The following is a 17,327-nucleotide window of genomic DNA, read 5'->3' on the forward strand; positions in this document are numbered from 1 at the left end:
AATAATAAGAGGTGAATGTGTATATCGAGATCTGTTTTACGGTTCTTTTGCTTTCTGCTGCACTTCAGCAAGCTTCTGCTCAAGTTCTTTGATCCGTTGTTCTGGGGTTAGCTCAAAGGTTTATCTGACATGGTATTGGCAAGGTCCGTAGAGGTTCCTTTAGACCAATCTAGCCGACCATACTTGCGGAGCCAAACCAGAACAGTCGAGCGGCCTTGGATGCCATAACGGTTTTGAGCTTGCTTATATGTTATCTCTCCCGCTTCGACCTGGTCGACAACCGACAATTTAAAAGCGCGAGAATCGTCGCGTTGAGTGCGCTTAGATCTTGATTTCATAATACCTTCCGATTTCATGCTCGAAAAGTGTCAACGTTATTCAGGACGGGACAGAAGAAAGAAAAAGGCCCGCAATTGCGGGCCTTTTTTGTTTTTATCGAAGCCACTCTGGGTGTTTTTGCGAATCCCGTTGAATAACGTGACCAATGCATTTCACTGCATCGCTTGATGACAGAGCTCGTTGCTTGTTCATGATTACGAAAGGACGCAGAAGCCGCTTGTGAATGTTTCGCTTACTCTTGTATGCGGTTACAAAGATATGAGGCTTGATCTCGCTGCCATTGTATACCTTTTTTCGAACTTGCTGCCAAGTTTGTGTGCCGCCAATATATGCGCTCATATGCATTGCAAGTGAACTCATGACAGTTTGTGTGCGCTTGCCATTAAAATATTGCTCAAGTCGCTTGAGAAGCATGTGAGACATTTCATCTGCAGAGTAAGTGGACTGCTGAATTACTTGATAGAAACGCTCTTCGTTCAGAGAGATGAGTTCGAGCTTTTGTTTGTCGAAGTCGAACACGTAGCAGTAGATCTGATGAAAAACAGAGCTGCCTTCTTGATAGTTCTCCAGATTCCAGTCGGAATTTTTCAGGTGCGCTTCTGCAATGATTTTGTCGATATCCATTACTTCAATCCGTAAATATTACATTGAAAACCATTTTGCTCAAAGAAATCTTTTACATCTTGTGCAAGATAGCCCTTTGGATTAATCGTTGTAACTCTGTTTTGAAAGAAAAGAAGAGATTCATTATGTAGCTTATGAATATCTAAAAACTTCTGAAGTTCCTTTTTTAATACAATCTTTCTGTTTTGATGTTTTTGACAAATAAGAAGCGCCCATTTATCACTTCCTTCCATATAGTAGACTCACACCAATAAAGAAAATAAGTATGCAAAGAATTCCGATTACGACAAAACCTATAAAATGGAGATACATAAACATCATATGAAGGAGATGTGGGATTTCAAGATCAAGACCCCATTCATTAACCATGATTTTTGCGATCTCACCGCGAACATACGGTTTAGTTACTGTTGGATAGTAAAGATATGCTCGTGTAAACGTTAAACGAGAGCTTGGGTCGTAGCTAGATTTCTTATTGTATTTTATGAAAATCTCACCTTGAGGGATAAATTTACTTTTGAACTTAATTAACTTAAATCCCTTGTTTCTCAGATCAAAGCCTCGTTTTCGCATGCCAGATTTTGGTAACGGTTTGTCAATTTTCCAGTCTTTGTCTATTATTCTGTAGTAATCATTCACACGAAGGCTGGCCACGTCTATTATGATTTCTTCAGAGGGTTTTGCTTCGAACATATGTGAAAGTTTAGCGAAAATTGGAAACTCGGAGTACAGCCAGATCGAGCCACAAAATATCAAAATCGGAATAATAACAATGCGCTGCAAACGTCCTTCAAGTTGAAGTGGTGTCATAAATTCTCTCCATAGAAAGTCTGATTTCGTGAAAAAATCACAAAATATGCTACTGTGTGTTTTTGGATTGAGACTTGGTATTGCTCAACCAGTTGTTTTAAACAGGGTAAGAAAGACTTCGAAATATGAAAACATTAAAAATCCTTTTGCTGTTATCGTTAATGCCAGTCGTTGCACTAGCAGATCAATTCGCATACGAAATTCTTGAGTACAATAAATTTCATGACTCAAGAGAGATTAAGGGACAGTTAAATAAAATGGGGCAAGTCGGCTGGGAGCTTATCTCTGTTGATAAGCACATCGCTACAGGCGCTGCTACATTTTATCGCTACACATTAAAAAGAAAGGTTATTAGACGCGAAGGTAGTTGATAACTCTCTCAATACCCTCTGGAGTAGTTGCTACAATGACTGGTTTTTCGTAACCAAAAACTTGATTAGATTCATTAAGCCATCCTTTGGCTTCTTCCATGCTTCCATATTTATTTTCTAGAATTGAGAACAGGCAATTAAGACGAACATAATACTCCAAAGCTTCTCTGATCGTCATTGCGTTCACAGTTCTTCTCATCTGCTCTTTTATGTTCATGTTCTACAGCTCCTTCTAGTCGAACTAAATCATTAAAATCGATTCGGGTATTAGTCTCTGAAACAATCTCATCAACGACTGCGGCATTCATGCCATCTTTCAGAAGCTTACTCGCAGTCATAGCAACTGCACGATGTTCTTCAATACCATTATCCAGCAGGCGATCTATAGTCTTATCAAAATCCACACGAACATCACCGACTTTCTTCTCTGCAGTATTCATCTTGATCTCACGCAACTGCTCTTTGTAGCTCTTTACAGTCATTTCGATCAGAGAAAGCTTATTTGAATGCAAAACAATCTTGTCTTCGATCTGCTGTTGTGTGTAATAAATATCAAACTCAATACCAGAAAACAGTTTAGTGATCTTTGCAAGAAGATTTCTGATCACAGTCAGAAATCTTATCAATCTCTGCTTCGAACAGGCCTGCGTCATCCTGAATCTTTTGAGAGTACACGTAGCGTTGCCTGCTTTTAAAGTACGATTTTAGTTCAAGGCAGTGCTGTTTATCTGCATCTAGTGCAGTAATCATTTTAGTTAGATCTGCTTCGTTGAATTGTTTCATGTTCTCTTACCCTGTTTTCATTGTTTGTATGCTCCTGCTAATAAAACGCTCAATCAAAACCAAATATTGGTCCTGATTAACAATTACTATTATAGCGAAGATGAAAATATATGACAAGACATGTAATGATATGTGTGCACGAGAAGCGACAAGAGAAGTGAGCGCATCAGCATATTTCGCAATCACTGATTGCGAGATGAAACACAGCAAAAGTGCTCTTTATGGCAGTAAAAGTGCTTCTAGCGACATTAAAAGTGTCGTCAAGAACACATGAACTGTCTTGAAAGTGAAAAGTCAATTTATGGTATAGATACTATCTCTGCTATAAAGTGATGTTGGAACGCATTGCGAAGCTGTCGAAGACCAAAAGCTCTACCCATACTGGGATAAACGTAGTGTCCGAGTATGGAGGGGCGGTTCGTTGCCTCCCAGACCAGATGCGAGCCTGCGAGTATCTAGGTATGGGTGGTAGCGAATAAGCTCGACAAGCAACGTAGTGACTTGTAATTGTGAGGAACGAGCAATTATAAGGCATGGGAGTTGTGCAGGCGAGTGCAAAGCCTCTACTAGCATTCTTTGAATGCCTGGGCTTTCTGCGAGAACGAAGTGAAGCAGGAAGGGGGCCCAGGTATGCAAAGGAGGCGTTAGGACGCAGCTCTTCAACGCAAGTCCGCACCCCTAAAAACACAAAAAAACAGAACCAAAGCCTGGCACAAGGCCCAAATCCTGGCTTTATATTCAAATACTAAAATATTAAAAATGTGTATTAATTATAGATAATATATTTACTATTATGTATAGTTAGTATTATCACTAAAAAATAAAAACAATAAGAGTGTGATACAAATGAAAGACTTAATGAGTCATGAAGAGTTTATAGAAGCTACTACTGTAGAGTGGCATCTCCACAAAGACACGTACTCTGGATATATCAGAGATGCTTACAAATTCATTTTCTCTAATAAGAAGTTTGCAAGGCTTCTTGATGGGGAAAATACAGAAGATGTTTTGCGATCAATCTTTGATAGTGAACAAGCTATCGATATGATCAAGCAAATGCTGACCAAAGAATCAAAAAGCAGAACTTCAAACTCTTGGAGAAAGCTTCGTAGATCTGCAGCTGTGTTGGCGAAGAGTGTTGGGAGTGATGATTTTGCAGCCTCTATGGTTGGTAAAAATGCTTGGAAGAACCCGACTCCAGAATCGCAGCGCTTTCGTCAGACTGGTAAATCTCTTCGACAGAAAACGGTTACTGATATCGACTTCAATATGATCATGGCAAATAGAAGAGAGTCAGAAGATTCAGAATCTTGTGCATTGCTCAATATTGGAAGATATCTTGGAGCTAGGCCAACTGAAATGAATCGTATTGAAGTTCTTGATGCACAAGGCAGCGGAGAGATAACAGTCTTTATTGGCGGATCAAAGAAGACTAAAAAGGGCGAAAGCGGCCACTGGAAGCAGCGAGGTATTGATCGCACACTGACTCTGAAGTTAAGTCGCACAGAGATGATTGAACTTACAACATCGATTCTGATTGCAGATGGAATGGAAGACAAAGATGTTGAAGCTTGCAGAAAGCGAATCACTAGAAATGTCAGCAAGATCTGGCCACAGCGTTCCAGGAAATTCTGCTTATATAGTTTGCGCTACACGATGGGTAGTAATCTGAAGAAGTCTTACAATGGCTATCGCAATAAAGACAAGCTTATTGCTGCCGCAATGGGTCATCTGTCTACTTCGTCAGCAAGTAGTTATGGCAACATTAAGAGCGGTGTAAAAACTGGTGTTCCAGTGCCCTCAAAAGAAACACTTGCTCAAGTAGAAGTTGATACTGGAAGAAAGCGAAGCTATGGCAAGCAAAGACGCAGACAGCGAACAATGCCAAGTGGAGCACCTGCAGCAGGGATGACTGCAAGGATGTAATAGAAGCCCTGGACCTCTAGGGCTTATCTTTTATAGGGTCTATCAAAACCCATAAATACCATTACATGTATTGACAATAATTCGATCAGCACTAAAATAGATTATAATTGTCATTACATGGATAGATATGAGATTACAGTTTATTGCTGCCACACTTCTTTCTTTGTCTGCATGTACTGCAGAAATCTCCAGTCCCGTCGATCAGATTCTTTCGTTCTACAGTAAGCCAGGTTTACCAATACACATCATTCGCACAGCTCAATACAAAGAAGATATCAACAAGCTCGATGTCGATCCAGCTTTTGTGAAGTCAGTATTTGAGAAGAGATTCAAGTACACGTTTGATGGCGAACCATTGTCAGAGTCGTTCAACAGGGACTACATACAAACCCTGGTTACATACACTAGAAAGGACAAAAGTACTGCTGCGTGTTTGATCCGTATTGGTGAAGATTTTTATGCTTCTATATATAGAAGGGCGCATTTGGAAGGTTTGCTGGTTGTCGCTCATGAAGCAGGTCACTGTCATCAGCTTTCTAGCTTCCTGAAACGTGATCAGTATCAGTCGGCATTGCCAGGTGTTCGTTATCTTCGTAATACTGAAATAACTCAAGAAGTTCGATCAAAAAAGATCTCTAAAAGGGAAGGGATCTTTCTTCTGAAGTACTCAGAGTACATTCGAGAAGTAGCAGCAGACATCTCTTCTCTCTTATATTTGCGACATCAATATCGAGCAAGCGATGAAGCGATACAAAAAGCTCTGGATCATCTTCTGAAAAAGAGAGGTCGTAAAAATATCCACAAGTATCCAAATTCTGTTGGTCACAAGACGACACTGTTTCTGGAAAAACTGACTATAAAGTTGCTGGATTCGCACATGGAAGAGTTTCAAAGAGATACGTTTCTGGCTTCGATGAAGATTGCATACAGTCTTGATCGATCATTTACCTTTGACGGCTTCAAAGAGAAGTACGGTCACTTGGCACTAACTACGAACCACTTCTGATAGCTCGATCACATTTTTTACCTGGCCAGTGCGTGATAGATGTGTTTGGCCACCATCGACAGATATCGATCCACAGTGGCATGTTACAAACTCGTGCTCATGCTTGCTTTCGATGATCTCGCCGCACTTACGGCACTTGGCTCTGTTTCGCTTTATTTCCATCTCTACATTTTAACAGTGTTTTGAACGCAAAACATACAATTTTGTAAATAAATGTAATGACAGATATTGACATTTATCCTACCAGTCCTATAATTCAGGTCATAATATGTCATTACATATATGGAGATATAGAGATATGGCTAGAGGTATATTGATCGGTGGTCAAAAAGGCGGCACGGGAAAGTCACTGGTTGCTTGTAATCTGGCAACGATGATCTCTAGTCAGGGGATGGATGTCGTACTTGTTGATTGCGATATCCAGGCAACCAGTTACAAGTTCTGGAGTCGTAGAAGTGAAAAGGATTTTGACTGCATTCTTGAGCGTCATGATGTTTTTGATATTGCAAAGTTCGAGGACACCCTTCAGCAATGTCGAATTAATTATGACGTGTTGGTGGTTGATGTTGGCGGTCAAGACTCGAAGCATCTTCGCGCTGCCCTGGCTTGTGATGCTATCGATGTACTGCTTTCACCAATACAACCATCTTTCAGTGATATAGAAACTCTTGTGCATCTAGATAATCTTGTTGAGAGCGCGATACAGTTCAATACAGAGCTAGATACGTACTGTCTTGTAAATCGCTGTCATTACAATCACAATGTCACTAGCAGAAAGTCTGCTCTCGGCTTTATCGATAAGCACTGTAAAAACCTCAAGAGCTTCGATCAAACTCTGACTGATCTGATCGCTTACAGACAAGCATTTGGTAAGGGTCAATCTGTTATCGAGTTCGAAGATGTTCGAAACGGTAGTAAGCGATGCAGTGCTGAGATGCAGCTTCTATATAAGTGCTTGACTGGCCGTAACTACAAGGTAATGACATGAGTGATGAATTCGAAGGTGCTGCATCTCCTGAAAAGAATGATTTTGTAAATAAAGCTGGTAAGACACCTGCGGAAGAGGTGGAGCTTCTATTGATGGTTGGTGGCCAAATTTCTGGACGCAAAGAGAACTACTCAAAGAGCCAGACGTACTATCTTCACAACACAATTGATGAATGGATACGTACAAGTGGCAAAGCGGAAGGTAATTTACAGGTCATTGTTAACTATCTTCTTAAGCGTGGTATTGAAGCTGTAGAGAAAGAAGGAAGACAAGTGATGATTAATGCGTCGAAGTTTAAAGGCCTGGAGTAAAGGGAGAGGCTGCTGAATGGCGAAGTCTGTTGTTTTTAATGGTTTTGAAGGTTTTGCTGAACCAGGGGTTGAAGTTCGTGGCTTATCTATTCGAATCTACTTTAATTATCGTAGCAAACAAGAGAAGCCAAGATTTTGTTCGATTGAAAATGTCCATTCAGTAAAGCAATTTCAGGATCTGCTTGATGAAGCAAGCGATATTCAAAGATTGCTTGATCGAATGTCAAAGCGCGGAACGCTGACAGATGAAATCTACGCAACCCATCTTCCAGAGTCTGAACTTGCAAAAAATAGGGGTGGAAGCAGAGCAACAGTAAACTTTAAACAACTGGCTCAGAGATACCTCGATGACCAGGAACCGCTCGTGCGCAGGGGAGATATCTCTGGCGGCACAGTAGAGTCTCGCAGAAAAGCTCTCATAACATCACAACACATGAACAAGCTGTCAGCGATGCGTGATATGCCGAAGAATCATAAGCACACGTTACTGTATCAGCAAGGGCTCGGTGATATGCGAATTGGTGATATCACTTTCGATGTGCTTCGCAAGCTGCAGACATATTTGTATGACTATGCTCCAAGAGAGACTGGTAAGTTCGGATACTCTGAAAAATATGTGAATAACATATTGGATGCCATTCGGCAGGTATTCAAATACGCTCTGCAGCATCAAATAGTAGAGAAAGATCCATCGGAAAACATAAAAACTCTTCGCGTACCCACAAAAAACAAGCTTGAAGAGCAAATGTTTTTCGACTTCGAAGAGCAAGAAGCCATCTATCAAGCTTGCATAGATGACAATAAGCCATGCCTTGCGGAAGCATTTAAGTTCGGATGCTGGACAGGACTTCGAAAAGAAGAACTGCTTGCATTGGCTTGGGAAGACATCAATTTGGAAGCAAATTCGGTGACTGTAACAAGGGCGTACACAAGAGAAGATGAATTTCATCATCCAAAAACCAAAACCTCTTATCGATCAATTGAACTGCTTGATGATGCTCGTGACGCACTAGATAGAGCGTATCAACACACTAGTGAAGCAGAGCCAAAAACATTCATGGTAAAGCGGCCAGAACAGAACGGTAGAGTTCCAGAAGAGCTGCGTTTGGTGTTTCAAAACTTTGCCAAAGGTGGGCCAATACCCCGTGCTTGGAATGAAGGATCGCTTCGAAAGGCTTGGAATAGAATAAAGAAGCTTTCTGGCGTAGATCTGCCATTCAAATACGTTCGGCACACGTATGGTTCTATGCGAATGTCGGCAGGAGGCATGGAAGAGGAAGTAGCTGATGAGATGGGGCACAATGGCACAACGATGGTTCATCGACACTACACAGTGCAGAGCAATAAGTTCAACAAGCAGATGATCGCAAGCAAGAACAAGGCTATGAGCAAACTGAAGGAAGAGCTTGCTGAACTTGAATGAATCTCAATTTTTTATGGTATAAAAGCTACCATATAGGCATTTGGTGTGGTAAGATGTACAAATAAGTGCTAAATCTGCATTTATCCCATGCGTACCCCACGCCTTCTCTGTTTTTCCAAGAATTCCTTTAAATACGCGGCCTACAGAGCAAAGGGGTCGGAGGTTCAAATCCTCTCATCCCGACCATTAATACCCCCCATCTTCTGATTCATTACTGAATAGTGCTTTTTGAATGAATCAAATTTGATTTCCCTTCTGTTTTTGAAAAATTTCCTATCAGAGCACGTGGTTTCCTATATTGAACTGTGCCTCTCACTTGGTTAGGCTTCGGTAGTACGTCTTTGGTCGCATAATAAGATGTCAGCTTGATGAAATATCCATTAGAGATAGTCAGATGTTGGCCGACAACAAGATCAGAGAGATAAAACGTGGCTCAAGAAGGGTTCCCAGATGAAAGTCTCACACAAAATCGCGTTGTTTGCGTCGATCATTGTCGTTCTGGCATTTTCGATTTTTTCATGGGTGCAGTACTACAGTGTGCGTGATGCGCTGTATGAGAAGACGGCAACAGGTACGGCTGAAGCAACACAAGCTTTGGGTCAGCAGATAACGAACTGGCTGAACGGTAAGTTAGCACTGATCGATATGATGGCGGAAACCATTGATGATGATTTCAGTGAGATTGGTATTCAGTCAACGTTTAACACACCGTTGCTGAAGCGCGAGTTTATTTTGATCTTTGGTGGTCTGGATACAGACGGTGAACGCATCACTAATGATCCTTCCTGGAATCCACAGGGCTGGGATGCACGTAAGCGTCCCTGGTATCCCTATGCGCGTAGTCACAAGCGTGCAGTACTGACCGATCCGTACCCTGATGCTGCCACGAAAGAGATTCTGATCTCTGCGGTTGCCAATCTCTACGATAAAGGGCAATTCAAAGGTGCCTTTGGTGGGGACTTGAGTCTCAAGGCTGTGTCTGATGCAGTGAATACACTGAACTTTCATGGTACCGGTTATGCATTTCTGGTGAGTGCAGATGGCAACATCATTAGCCACCCGAACGGCGAGCTGAACGGAAAAGGGCAAGGTGAACTGTTCACTGCGGGTGTACCGAAATTTTCAGAAGATTTGCAGGAAGCTCAGGTGAGTGGGCAGACCGTGTTCACCTCCTACTACAAGCTCAGCGGCCTTTACGGCAGTGAATGGTATTTGGGTGTCGTGCTGGATAAAGCGAAGGTGATGGCAGAGGCGAATGCGTTTGGCTGGGCGGCTTTGATCGGTACATTGATCAGTGCATTGCTGACCTCTATCGCAATCTATTTGGCCGTGTCGCGCACATTGCACCCGCTGCAGGCGTTGCAGGCATCGTTGCAAGAGATTAACAGCGGTGAGGGTGATCTGACTAAACGTCTGGAGGTGACAACCAAAGATGAATTTGGGCAGGTATCCGAAGAATTTAACCGTTTTGTCGATTTTCTGCAGCAGTTGGTCGGACAGGTAAAGAGCATTTCGGTGGATGTGCGAGCCAATACTGATCTGACGGCGACATCGGCTGAAACGGCCTCCGGACAGCTGCGGCAGCAATTGTTTGAACTGGATCAGCTGGCCACCGCAATGCATGAGATGTCCGCAACGGCGCATGATGTGGCGTCTAATGCTCAGCGTACAGCTGCATCGTCACAAGAGGTGGATGAGGCAACGCATGCCGGTGTTGAAGTCGTATCGCGTACGACAGACTCCATCGCGGATCTGGCAAATGATATGGACACTGTTGTGGGGACAATTAACGACCTGTCATCCTACAGCGACAATATCGCGTCTATTCTGACCACTATTACCGACATTGCAGATCAGACTAACCTGTTGGCGCTTAATGCTGCGATTGAAGCGGCGCGTGCGGGTGATTTAGGGCGTGGTTTTGCAGTAGTGGCAGATGAAGTTCGGGCGTTGGCGTCTCGTACGCAGCAGTCAACGGAAGAGATTAAAGACATGATTCAGCAGCTGCAGGCAGGTGTGAAAAATGCCGAGGTGGTGATTATGAAAGGGCGCGATCGTGCGACCCAGACGCAGGCAATGGCCAGCGAAGCCGATGGCGTGTTGAGCAGTATCCGTGAGAGCATTTTGGATATAAATCAGATGACGCTGCAGATTGCGACTGCAGCGGAAGAGCAGAGTGCGACCGCTGAGGAGATTAACCGCAATACGGCCAATATCCGTGATATCAGTGGTTCTGTATCTGAGCAGGCGCATGAGCAGGAGAGTAATTGTAACTCGATGGTTCAGCTGACCAGTCAGCAGGATAGTGCCTTGAGTAAATTTAAGGTCTGAGTGGTATTCAGCCTTTAAGCAGGGTTGTGTCTGAGTATGGCGATTGACTCAGGTGCAGCCGATAGCTTCCGTCCATGCACGTGCTTTCTCCTGAAGAAAGCACAACTCTTCCGAAAGCCGTTTCATCGGCAGGTCGATATCCCCCCACGCTTTATGCACACAGCTCTGTGTGAGGTTTTTTTCCAGCGCGTCGTCTGACAGGTCCAGCCATTCGGGGTTTTTGGTCAGATAGATGCTGATGAAATCCGCCAGTTGAATCACCAATATTAAGCTTCGGAAGCTCTTAGGAAGCTCTTCGTTGGCGTAGATGCTGTATTTGTGGTGGGCGCGAACCATGTTGCAGATGACTTTAGGTAGCTGCCAGTGTTTGCAGGCGATCATGCCAACCTGAGAATGATCATAACCGATACGGCGTTGTTCAACCTGAGGCAGTTCCTGGGGGGATGCCCAGCTTGTGCTAGGGGTACCTTTGAGGGCTTCAGGAGCGACATCAAACATTACAAAGCGACCGATGTCATGCAGTAGGCCACAGATGTAAGCCATTTCTGGATTTACGCCCAATTCCTTCATATTGAGTGCAATATGTTCGGCATAGATCGCTGTTTCGATAGAGTGTTTCCACAGGAGTTTGTGCTCGTCCTGGGATGGTACAAACACACGGGTAACGCCCAGTGTTGTGATGTACTGGGCAATACTTTCTGTGCCGATGCGGGACATCGCCAGGGTCAGGCTATTGATTGGATTGCTGGCTGCAGAAGCGGCTGAGTTGGCGATCTTAAGGATTAAGGTCGTCAGTGAAGGGTCTTTTCGTGCAAGAGCGACCATCTTCTCAAAATAGTCATCCGCTGATTTGTCCATCGCCATCAGCTCAGTGAGCACAATAGGAAGGAAGGGGAGCTGTCTGACTTCTTCTTCAATCTCTAGCAGAGCCGGGACATGAGTCATACAGCGCGTCCATGATCATGAAACAGTTAAGGTATATGTGAAGTGTATAAAAAAGCTGGTTAATGTCACGAATTAAAACGGAATAAACATATATGATGTTTTAATTTTCATGGGGTTAACATGCAGTTGTAAACGATTTTCTGCTTGTTTCAGTCCCGTCTTTAAGGGCGCGACGCCATCAATATCACGATGGGATAATTATCCATTGTCTTGCCGGGGCTTTCAATTCTGCTTTCGATTTAGGATGGCTCTGAGATAGGCCTTTGGCGCTATGGCCTATTCTTGGCTGTGACTATTTCGGTGTTACCTATGTATCTTTGGTGCAAGCGGGAATGCGTTGCTACGCATAAAAATACAATAGCGATGATTAATCTGGTTAGGTGTTTTTCCTGATTATTGCTTCTTGTTAGGTGAATTTTCTGGATCGTTAGGAAATTCAGAGCGGCGATAGGAATCATATTTTTGGATTGGTATTGTTCCGGACATCCCTGATATTTGGGTACGGCTTCCCTTATTTATTGCACCTGTTGCTGACGTTAAGAAACGTCTGCTGATGATGGTGTATTTGACCTAAACAGACCGAGACAATGACTAAAACTTTTGCTTTTGCACCTATTCGTAACGTATATAAAATCCGTCAGGCCGCAGCTGATAGCTGGTGGGTATATTTGCATAACCTCGGAAACAACGGTGAGCTGAGCATTACCTCTCGTGTGGTATTTTTCGCCAATAGCCGTGCGCAGGTTGATCAGTGGATTGAAAGCAAAGATGAGTTCGTATTTGTCATTGCAGACGACTAAGTCCTAGTCTGTATTATCATGGGAAATCATTCAGGGCGTTTGTCGCACTGAATGATAGAGCGGCACTTTTCCTGTCCTTGCTCAGTTCAGCGTTTCTGGTCGTATTTGTAAGTTGCTCAGTTCGATCATCGTTGCATTTCTTCTATTCGTTCGCTATCACTGGATAGCGGCTACTAATTACCCTCGTCTGGTCGCGTGATTTTTGCTATCGTTGGCACCGTGTCGCGGTTGTTTTAAGTGTGTTCTGTTTGTGGCTAATTGATGATTTCAGGTACGGGCCTATGGGAGGTCGATAACTGAAAGCAAAGGTAGAGACTCATGGCTGGTCGATCTGAAAAACTGGAAAAATACCGTCCCGCAAGTGACAACTTCGAGATTGATGAGTTTCCGTTTTATTGGGTAGCCCGTCTGAACTCCTTGTACGCCATGGAGATGGAAAAGACCCTGAAGCCGATGAATATGGATATCTCCCGTTGGCGTGTGGCGATGTTGTTGCGTATTCATGGAGAGCTGAGTATCTCTGATATTGCGGAACATGCACTGGGCAAGCTGCCGACCATTACCAAGATCGTCTACCGTATGAGGGATGAGGGCTTGGTGGATGTGAATACATCCGAAACCGACGGTCGAGTGACAGTCGTAACACTCACTGATCAGGGGCACGAGAACGTGGAAAGCGTTCTGGAAGGCACTCAGAGCGTTTTCAAAAAAGCATTTAAAGGCTTTACGGAGCCTCAGATTCGCAAAAGTAATCAGCTGTTACGTAAGCTGTTCGATAACTTGTCGGACTGATATCCCCCTAATCTTCACTCATTTTTCTTAGTGAAAAATGCCAATCCTTTAGCATTTTTTCCTTCCTGTTTGACCTATTTTACATATTTTCGGTTGTGATCACGGCTGTGCTTTATCGGTTCTTTGTCTGATTTATGCACAAAAAACCTTCTGCTATTTTTCTAACTTTTTTCATCTTTTACGCCTGTTTTCTCGTCTGAATTTTAATTTATTCCTTCGTTTTTTGTCTGTTTTTGTCTGTTTTTGTCTGTTTTTGTCTGGATTTTGGTGCTAATAAAGCAACAATCTGTCCTTCTGATGTTAAGAATAGGGTTCATTCTTGAAACAGCGGTTGTGTTGTTTTAGGTCGAATTTCCTACGTAATTCGCTGTTTTAACTAAAAATTCGTCCATTTTTACTGTCTTTTGGTTTTGCATGTGCGAAATGTATTTGCTTGGATTGTTGAAATTTAAATAGTTGACAATTCAAGTGAATATTACGATTCTGAAATGGCGCTACAGAGGGCAGAAACTAATCAGGATGTTCCGGATAGTTACCCATGCTTCATCAAGCCCTTCTGTAAGCAGCGTCATACGAACAACTAAAACAAAAACGAGCGGTAGGCGGATGACTGTATTTTTTCAGCGTTTTTTTCAAGGTGGCGACAGTTGGTCGGTGGCTGTGAAAGACACCATCGATGTAGCGGGCTGGCCAACCAAAGCAGGTTGCCGGGCGCTGGACGATGCAAAGCCTGCTGAACGGAATGCAGATGTTGTACAAGCGGCACTGGATGCTGGCTGTCGTCTGGTGGGGAAAACCAATACCCACGAGCTCGCTTACGGTATGACCGGCCTGAATGAATGGGCGGGCACACCTGTAAATCATCGCTATCCGGACCTGATCCCGGGTGGCTCTTCTAGTGGCTCAGCGGTAGCAGTGGCCTCAGCGTTGGCCGATTTTTCAATTGGTACCGACACCGGCGGTTCGATCCGTGTCCCGGCTGCGTGTTGTGGCGTATATGGCCTCAAGCCAACATTCGGCCGCATCAGTCGCCGTGGTGCGATGCCAGCTGAAACATCACTGGATTGTGTCGGTCCGTTTGCTGACTCCAGCGAAATGCTGATCAACGCCATGAAGGTTCTTGATCCGGAATTTTCCCCACTCAATGGCCTGAGTGAAATTCGACTGGGTATGGTGTCCGTTGATGTCGATCCACTGATTCAGAGCACAGTTGCGCGGTTTATTCAGCGTACCGAGCTGACCACTGAAGAAGTTGAGCTAACAGGCATGCATGAGGCTTTTGTGGCCGGTATGAGTCTGATTAACGCGGAAACCTTTGCAGCATGTGGCCATCTGCTGGCAACCGGAAAGGTGGGTGACGATGTCGCGCAGCGATTAGCAAAAGCCAAAGACACTTCGCCGGCTGACATTGTGCAGGCTGAAGCTGTTCGCGCTCGATTTACCCGTGAGGTTGATCTGGCGCTCGAAACCGTCACTGCACTGGTCATGCCTACACTGCCAGCTTTTCCGATGTCTCTGGCCGATGCGCAGGCAGGCAAAACCGATCTGCAGATCTCGGCGCTGGTACGACCCTTCAATCTTTCTGGCCATCCGGCCCTGACCATCCCTTTAGAAACCGAAGATCAGCGACCTGTTGGATTGCAGCTGGTGGGGCGTAAAGGGGATGACGAACTGCTATGTGAACTTGCTCGGATCATGAGCGCCTTTATTTCCCAATCCTAATAAGAACAGAGTGGAGCCTGAACAATGCCTTCCAACGTTTTAGATAAGTCCGCCTGGGGTGGTGCAGAGGAGTTTGATTCTCTGCTCGCAGACATCCGCAGCCGCCGTCAGGAATTCGAAGATCAGAAATATATCTCACAGGATATTATCGAGCGCTTTAAGCAGATCGGTGTTTACCGTTCGCTGGTACCTGAGCGTTTTGGTGGCGATGCCAAGTCTCCGTCTGAATTTCTGCAAATGGTGGAAGCGATCTCCGCTGCAGACGGTTCTGCAGGTTGGGTTGCCAGCTTTGGCATGTACCCGATGTATCTGGCGTCCCTGCCGGTAGAAACCATCGAAAAGGTGTGGAAAGAAACTCCGGATGTGGTGTTTGCCGGTGGCATTTTCCCGCCACAACCCGCCAAGCGTGTCGAAGGTGGATTTCAGGTCAAAGGCCGCTGGCAGTTTGGCAGCGGTTCGATGGGCGCGACGGTGTGTGGCGTGGGCATTATGCCGGATGACGGCGAATCTCTGCCGCGTATGGCCGTGATGCCACGTGAAAAACTGACTATCGAGAAAACCTGGAATGTCATTGGCATGGTGGGTACGGGTTCTCATGATCTGGTCGTTGATAACGTGGTGGTGCCCGAAGACTGGACTTTCACTCGCGGTGGTAAACCTAATCTAGACGACCCGTTCTTCAAGTATCCCTCTCTGGCGTTTGCCGCGCAGGTGCTGTCTGTCACTACGCTGGGTCTGGCGCGTGAAGCGATCGATGTTGTACGCGGCATGGCGGCAGGGCGTAAATCGGTCACTGGTGCACCGAATCTGGGTGAACGCGAATACGTACAGATCGAGATCGCTAAGGCAGAAGCCAAGCTGCGCTCCTCCCGAGCATTCTTCTTCGAAGCCACGGATGACGCCTGGGAGGTGATCATCTCCGGTGGGCAGCCAACACCTGACCAGGTCAGCATGATCCGTCTGGCAGCTACCAACCTGACGCATGAATGCGCAGAAGCGATCCGTATTGCCTACGAGGTCTCCGGTATGACGGGGGCGTACAACGATCATCCGCTGTCCCGCATCCTGCGTGATTCACACATGTGTACCCAGCACGCCTTCATGGGCGCGATCACCTACAAAAATGCCGGAGCTATGTTGTTCGATCACAAACCCCTGCCGGGTTATCTGTGATCCGACCGTAATCCTGACTGAATCTGACCAAGACACACAATAAATAAGAGTGAGAGTTATGAGCGAAAACACTACACACCGGGTTCTTTTCTGCATTGGCGTTAATCAGAACTTTATGGATGCACAGCAAAGCGAGATGGGCGATGTATGGCAGGCGTTCAGCGCGATGATGAAAGGCATTGCTGAACTGCCGGATGTGAACGTGCTGGGCATCATGGATGACGACCGCATTCAGGTCGGGCCGTCCACCTCTTCGCCTTGGACCGCTTACATCATGGCCGATGTGCCGGATTTGGAAACCGTGATTGCTGCCTGTGATTTCTTCCGTAGCACGCCGGTGGGTGATGGCACGTACAAGCTGTGGAAGTACTGCAAAGTTGAGGCTCGTATCGGCCGCGAACTCGTTGTTCCTGCTTGATTTCTGGCCTGATAACTGGATCGGAGTTGAACTGATGGCTACCCGCGAAACTGTTGCTTCACTGTCGAAACGCCTGCAGGCCTTTGAGGATGAAAAAGCGATCCGGACCTGTATGAACCAGTACATGTACCTCTGCGACATCCTTGATGTGGGTTTCCCGCTGGATGATCTGATGGTGCTCTTCACTGAAGACGCTGTCTGGGAAGGCCGTGGTCGCCGCTATGGCAAAACTTTCGGTCAGCATCAAGGCAAGGATGCGATCCGCGCCATGTTTGCCAAGTACACCCAGCCGCCCGCGCACTTCGACACCAACGTGCATTTTCTGACCAGTGAGCTGATCGATGTGCAAGACGGTGAAGCCACCGGTAGCTGGGTTCTGCTGCAGACCTCCACTTTTAGCAGCGGTAAGTCACAGCTGAGCAGTGCCCGTTTGAGTGTGAAGTTTCGCTGTGATGACGGCATCTGGCGCATGAACCACTTTCAGACCGAAAGCTTATTTAACCGACCGGTAACGACACCTTGGGATCAGCCCGCTGATCTGCCTGTACCTGAATGATACAGCCTG

Annotated in this window: 20 protein-coding genes and 1 pseudogene; 13 read left to right on the forward strand and 8 right to left on the reverse strand. The window is 45.2% G+C overall.

Features of this window, described 5'->3' with window-relative positions:
- Positions 1-45: 45 nt before the first annotated feature.
- The 4 genes and pseudogenes from IOQ59_RS10975 to IOQ59_RS10990 all read right to left on the reverse strand — a co-directional run.
- Positions 46-338, reverse strand: a pseudogene (locus IOQ59_RS10975) (helix-turn-helix domain-containing protein); the annotation flags it as partial.
- Between the two features lie 94 nt (positions 339-432).
- On the reverse strand, positions 433-963 hold the full coding sequence (locus tag IOQ59_RS10980) for a hypothetical protein (RefSeq protein ID WP_193953336.1): 531 nt from the start codon (positions 961-963) through the stop codon (positions 433-435).
- Positions 963-1,196: a hypothetical protein gene (locus IOQ59_RS10985; RefSeq protein WP_193953337.1), complete on the reverse strand. Its 234-nt coding sequence runs from the start codon at positions 1,194-1,196 to the stop codon at positions 963-965. The genes IOQ59_RS10980 and IOQ59_RS10985 overlap by 1 nt, the downstream gene beginning before the upstream one ends.
- Positions 1,183-1,773 (reverse strand): hypothetical protein, encoded by a 591-nt coding sequence (locus IOQ59_RS10990; protein WP_193953338.1) that lies wholly within the window; start codon positions 1,771-1,773, stop codon positions 1,183-1,185. The genes IOQ59_RS10985 and IOQ59_RS10990 overlap by 14 nt, the downstream gene beginning before the upstream one ends.
- Before the next feature lie 125 nt (positions 1,774-1,898).
- Between IOQ59_RS10990 and IOQ59_RS10995 the strand changes: the two genes are divergently transcribed.
- The gene (locus IOQ59_RS10995) at positions 1,899-2,144 is read left to right on the forward strand and encodes a hypothetical protein (protein ID WP_193953339.1); all 246 of its coding nucleotides are present in this window, start codon (positions 1,899-1,901) and stop codon (positions 2,142-2,144) included.
- Here the strand turns inward: IOQ59_RS10995 and IOQ59_RS21620 are convergent.
- Positions 2,125-2,361, reverse strand: a complete 237-nt coding sequence (locus IOQ59_RS21620) for an MbcA/ParS/Xre antitoxin family protein (protein WP_371871857.1) — start codon at positions 2,359-2,361, stop codon at positions 2,125-2,127. The genes IOQ59_RS10995 and IOQ59_RS21620 overlap by 20 nt on opposite strands.
- A complete protein-coding gene (locus tag IOQ59_RS11005; protein ID WP_193953341.1) occupies positions 2,282-2,752 on the reverse strand; it encodes a hypothetical protein in 471 nt (156 codons plus the stop codon). The genes IOQ59_RS21620 and IOQ59_RS11005 overlap by 80 nt, the downstream gene beginning before the upstream one ends.
- Before the next feature lie 1,021 nt (positions 2,753-3,773).
- On the opposite strand from IOQ59_RS11005, the gene IOQ59_RS11010 reads away from it, so the two are divergent.
- Positions 3,774-4,853 carry a hypothetical protein gene (locus tag IOQ59_RS11010; protein WP_193953342.1) on the forward strand — a complete coding sequence of 360 codons (1,080 nt, stop codon included), beginning with the start codon at positions 3,774-3,776 and terminating at the stop codon, positions 4,851-4,853.
- Between the two features lie 127 nt (positions 4,854-4,980).
- Positions 4,981-5,859, forward strand: coding sequence for a hypothetical protein (locus tag IOQ59_RS11015; protein ID WP_193953343.1), 879 nt, complete (start codon positions 4,981-4,983; stop codon positions 5,857-5,859).
- Here the strand turns inward: IOQ59_RS11015 and IOQ59_RS21690 are convergent.
- Entirely contained in the window at positions 5,839-6,021 is a 183-nt protein-coding gene (locus tag IOQ59_RS21690; protein WP_443094387.1) for a DUF7695 domain-containing protein, read from the reverse strand. The genes IOQ59_RS11015 and IOQ59_RS21690 overlap by 21 nt on opposite strands.
- Before the next feature lie 136 nt (positions 6,022-6,157).
- Here IOQ59_RS21690 and IOQ59_RS11020 point away from each other — a divergent pair, with 136 nt between their 5' ends.
- The 4 genes from IOQ59_RS11020 (at position 6,158) to IOQ59_RS11035 (ending at position 10,912) form a co-directional block, all read left to right on the forward strand.
- The gene (locus IOQ59_RS11020) at positions 6,158-6,847 is read left to right on the forward strand and encodes a division plane positioning ATPase MipZ (RefSeq protein WP_193953344.1); all 690 of its coding nucleotides are present in this window, start codon (positions 6,158-6,160) and stop codon (positions 6,845-6,847) included.
- The gene (locus IOQ59_RS11025; protein WP_193953345.1) at positions 6,844-7,158 is read left to right on the forward strand and encodes a hypothetical protein; all 315 of its coding nucleotides are present in this window, start codon (positions 6,844-6,846) and stop codon (positions 7,156-7,158) included. The genes IOQ59_RS11020 and IOQ59_RS11025 overlap by 4 nt, the downstream gene beginning before the upstream one ends.
- Positions 7,159-7,174: 16 nt before the next feature.
- Complete coding sequence (locus IOQ59_RS11030) at positions 7,175-8,581, forward strand: tyrosine-type recombinase/integrase (protein WP_193953346.1); 1,407 nt, start codon at positions 7,175-7,177, stop codon at positions 8,579-8,581.
- A gap of 450 nt (positions 8,582-9,031) precedes the next feature.
- Positions 9,032-10,912 (forward strand): methyl-accepting chemotaxis protein, encoded by a 1,881-nt coding sequence (locus IOQ59_RS11035; protein ID WP_193953347.1) that lies wholly within the window; start codon positions 9,032-9,034, stop codon positions 10,910-10,912.
- Between the two features lie 48 nt (positions 10,913-10,960).
- On the opposite strand, the gene IOQ59_RS11040 is transcribed toward IOQ59_RS11035, so the two are convergent.
- The gene (locus IOQ59_RS11040; RefSeq protein ID WP_193953348.1) at positions 10,961-11,857 is read right to left on the reverse strand and encodes an HDOD domain-containing protein; all 897 of its coding nucleotides are present in this window, start codon (positions 11,855-11,857) and stop codon (positions 10,961-10,963) included.
- A 587-nt stretch (positions 11,858-12,444) separates the two neighbouring features.
- On the opposite strand from IOQ59_RS11040, the gene IOQ59_RS11045 reads away from it, so the two are divergent.
- From IOQ59_RS11045 to IOQ59_RS11070, 6 genes are all read left to right on the forward strand, one after another.
- Positions 12,445-12,657: a hypothetical protein gene (locus IOQ59_RS11045; protein WP_193953349.1), complete on the forward strand. Its 213-nt coding sequence runs from the start codon at positions 12,445-12,447 to the stop codon at positions 12,655-12,657.
- Between the two features lie 318 nt (positions 12,658-12,975).
- Positions 12,976-13,449 (forward strand): MarR family winged helix-turn-helix transcriptional regulator, encoded by a 474-nt coding sequence (locus IOQ59_RS11050; protein WP_193953350.1) that lies wholly within the window; start codon positions 12,976-12,978, stop codon positions 13,447-13,449.
- A 606-nt stretch (positions 13,450-14,055) separates the two neighbouring features.
- Positions 14,056-15,171, forward strand: coding sequence for an amidase (locus tag IOQ59_RS11055; RefSeq protein ID WP_193953351.1), 1,116 nt, complete (start codon positions 14,056-14,058; stop codon positions 15,169-15,171).
- Positions 15,172-15,195: 24 nt separating this feature from the next.
- Positions 15,196-16,344: an acyl-CoA dehydrogenase family protein gene (locus IOQ59_RS11060; RefSeq protein WP_193953352.1), complete on the forward strand. Its 1,149-nt coding sequence runs from the start codon at positions 15,196-15,198 to the stop codon at positions 16,342-16,344.
- A 58-nt stretch (positions 16,345-16,402) separates the two neighbouring features.
- Positions 16,403-16,762 carry an IacB protein gene (locus IOQ59_RS11065; RefSeq protein WP_193953353.1) on the forward strand — a complete coding sequence of 120 codons (360 nt, stop codon included), beginning with the start codon at positions 16,403-16,405 and terminating at the stop codon, positions 16,760-16,762.
- A gap of 34 nt (positions 16,763-16,796) precedes the next feature.
- Positions 16,797-17,318: a nuclear transport factor 2 family protein gene (locus IOQ59_RS11070; RefSeq protein WP_193953354.1), complete on the forward strand. Its 522-nt coding sequence runs from the start codon at positions 16,797-16,799 to the stop codon at positions 17,316-17,318.
- Positions 17,319-17,327: the final 9 nt, after the last annotated feature.

Source organism: Pontibacterium sinense (genome assembly GCF_015209595.1).
Lineage (GTDB): Bacteria > Pseudomonadota > Gammaproteobacteria > Pseudomonadales > Balneatricaceae > Pontibacterium > Pontibacterium sinense.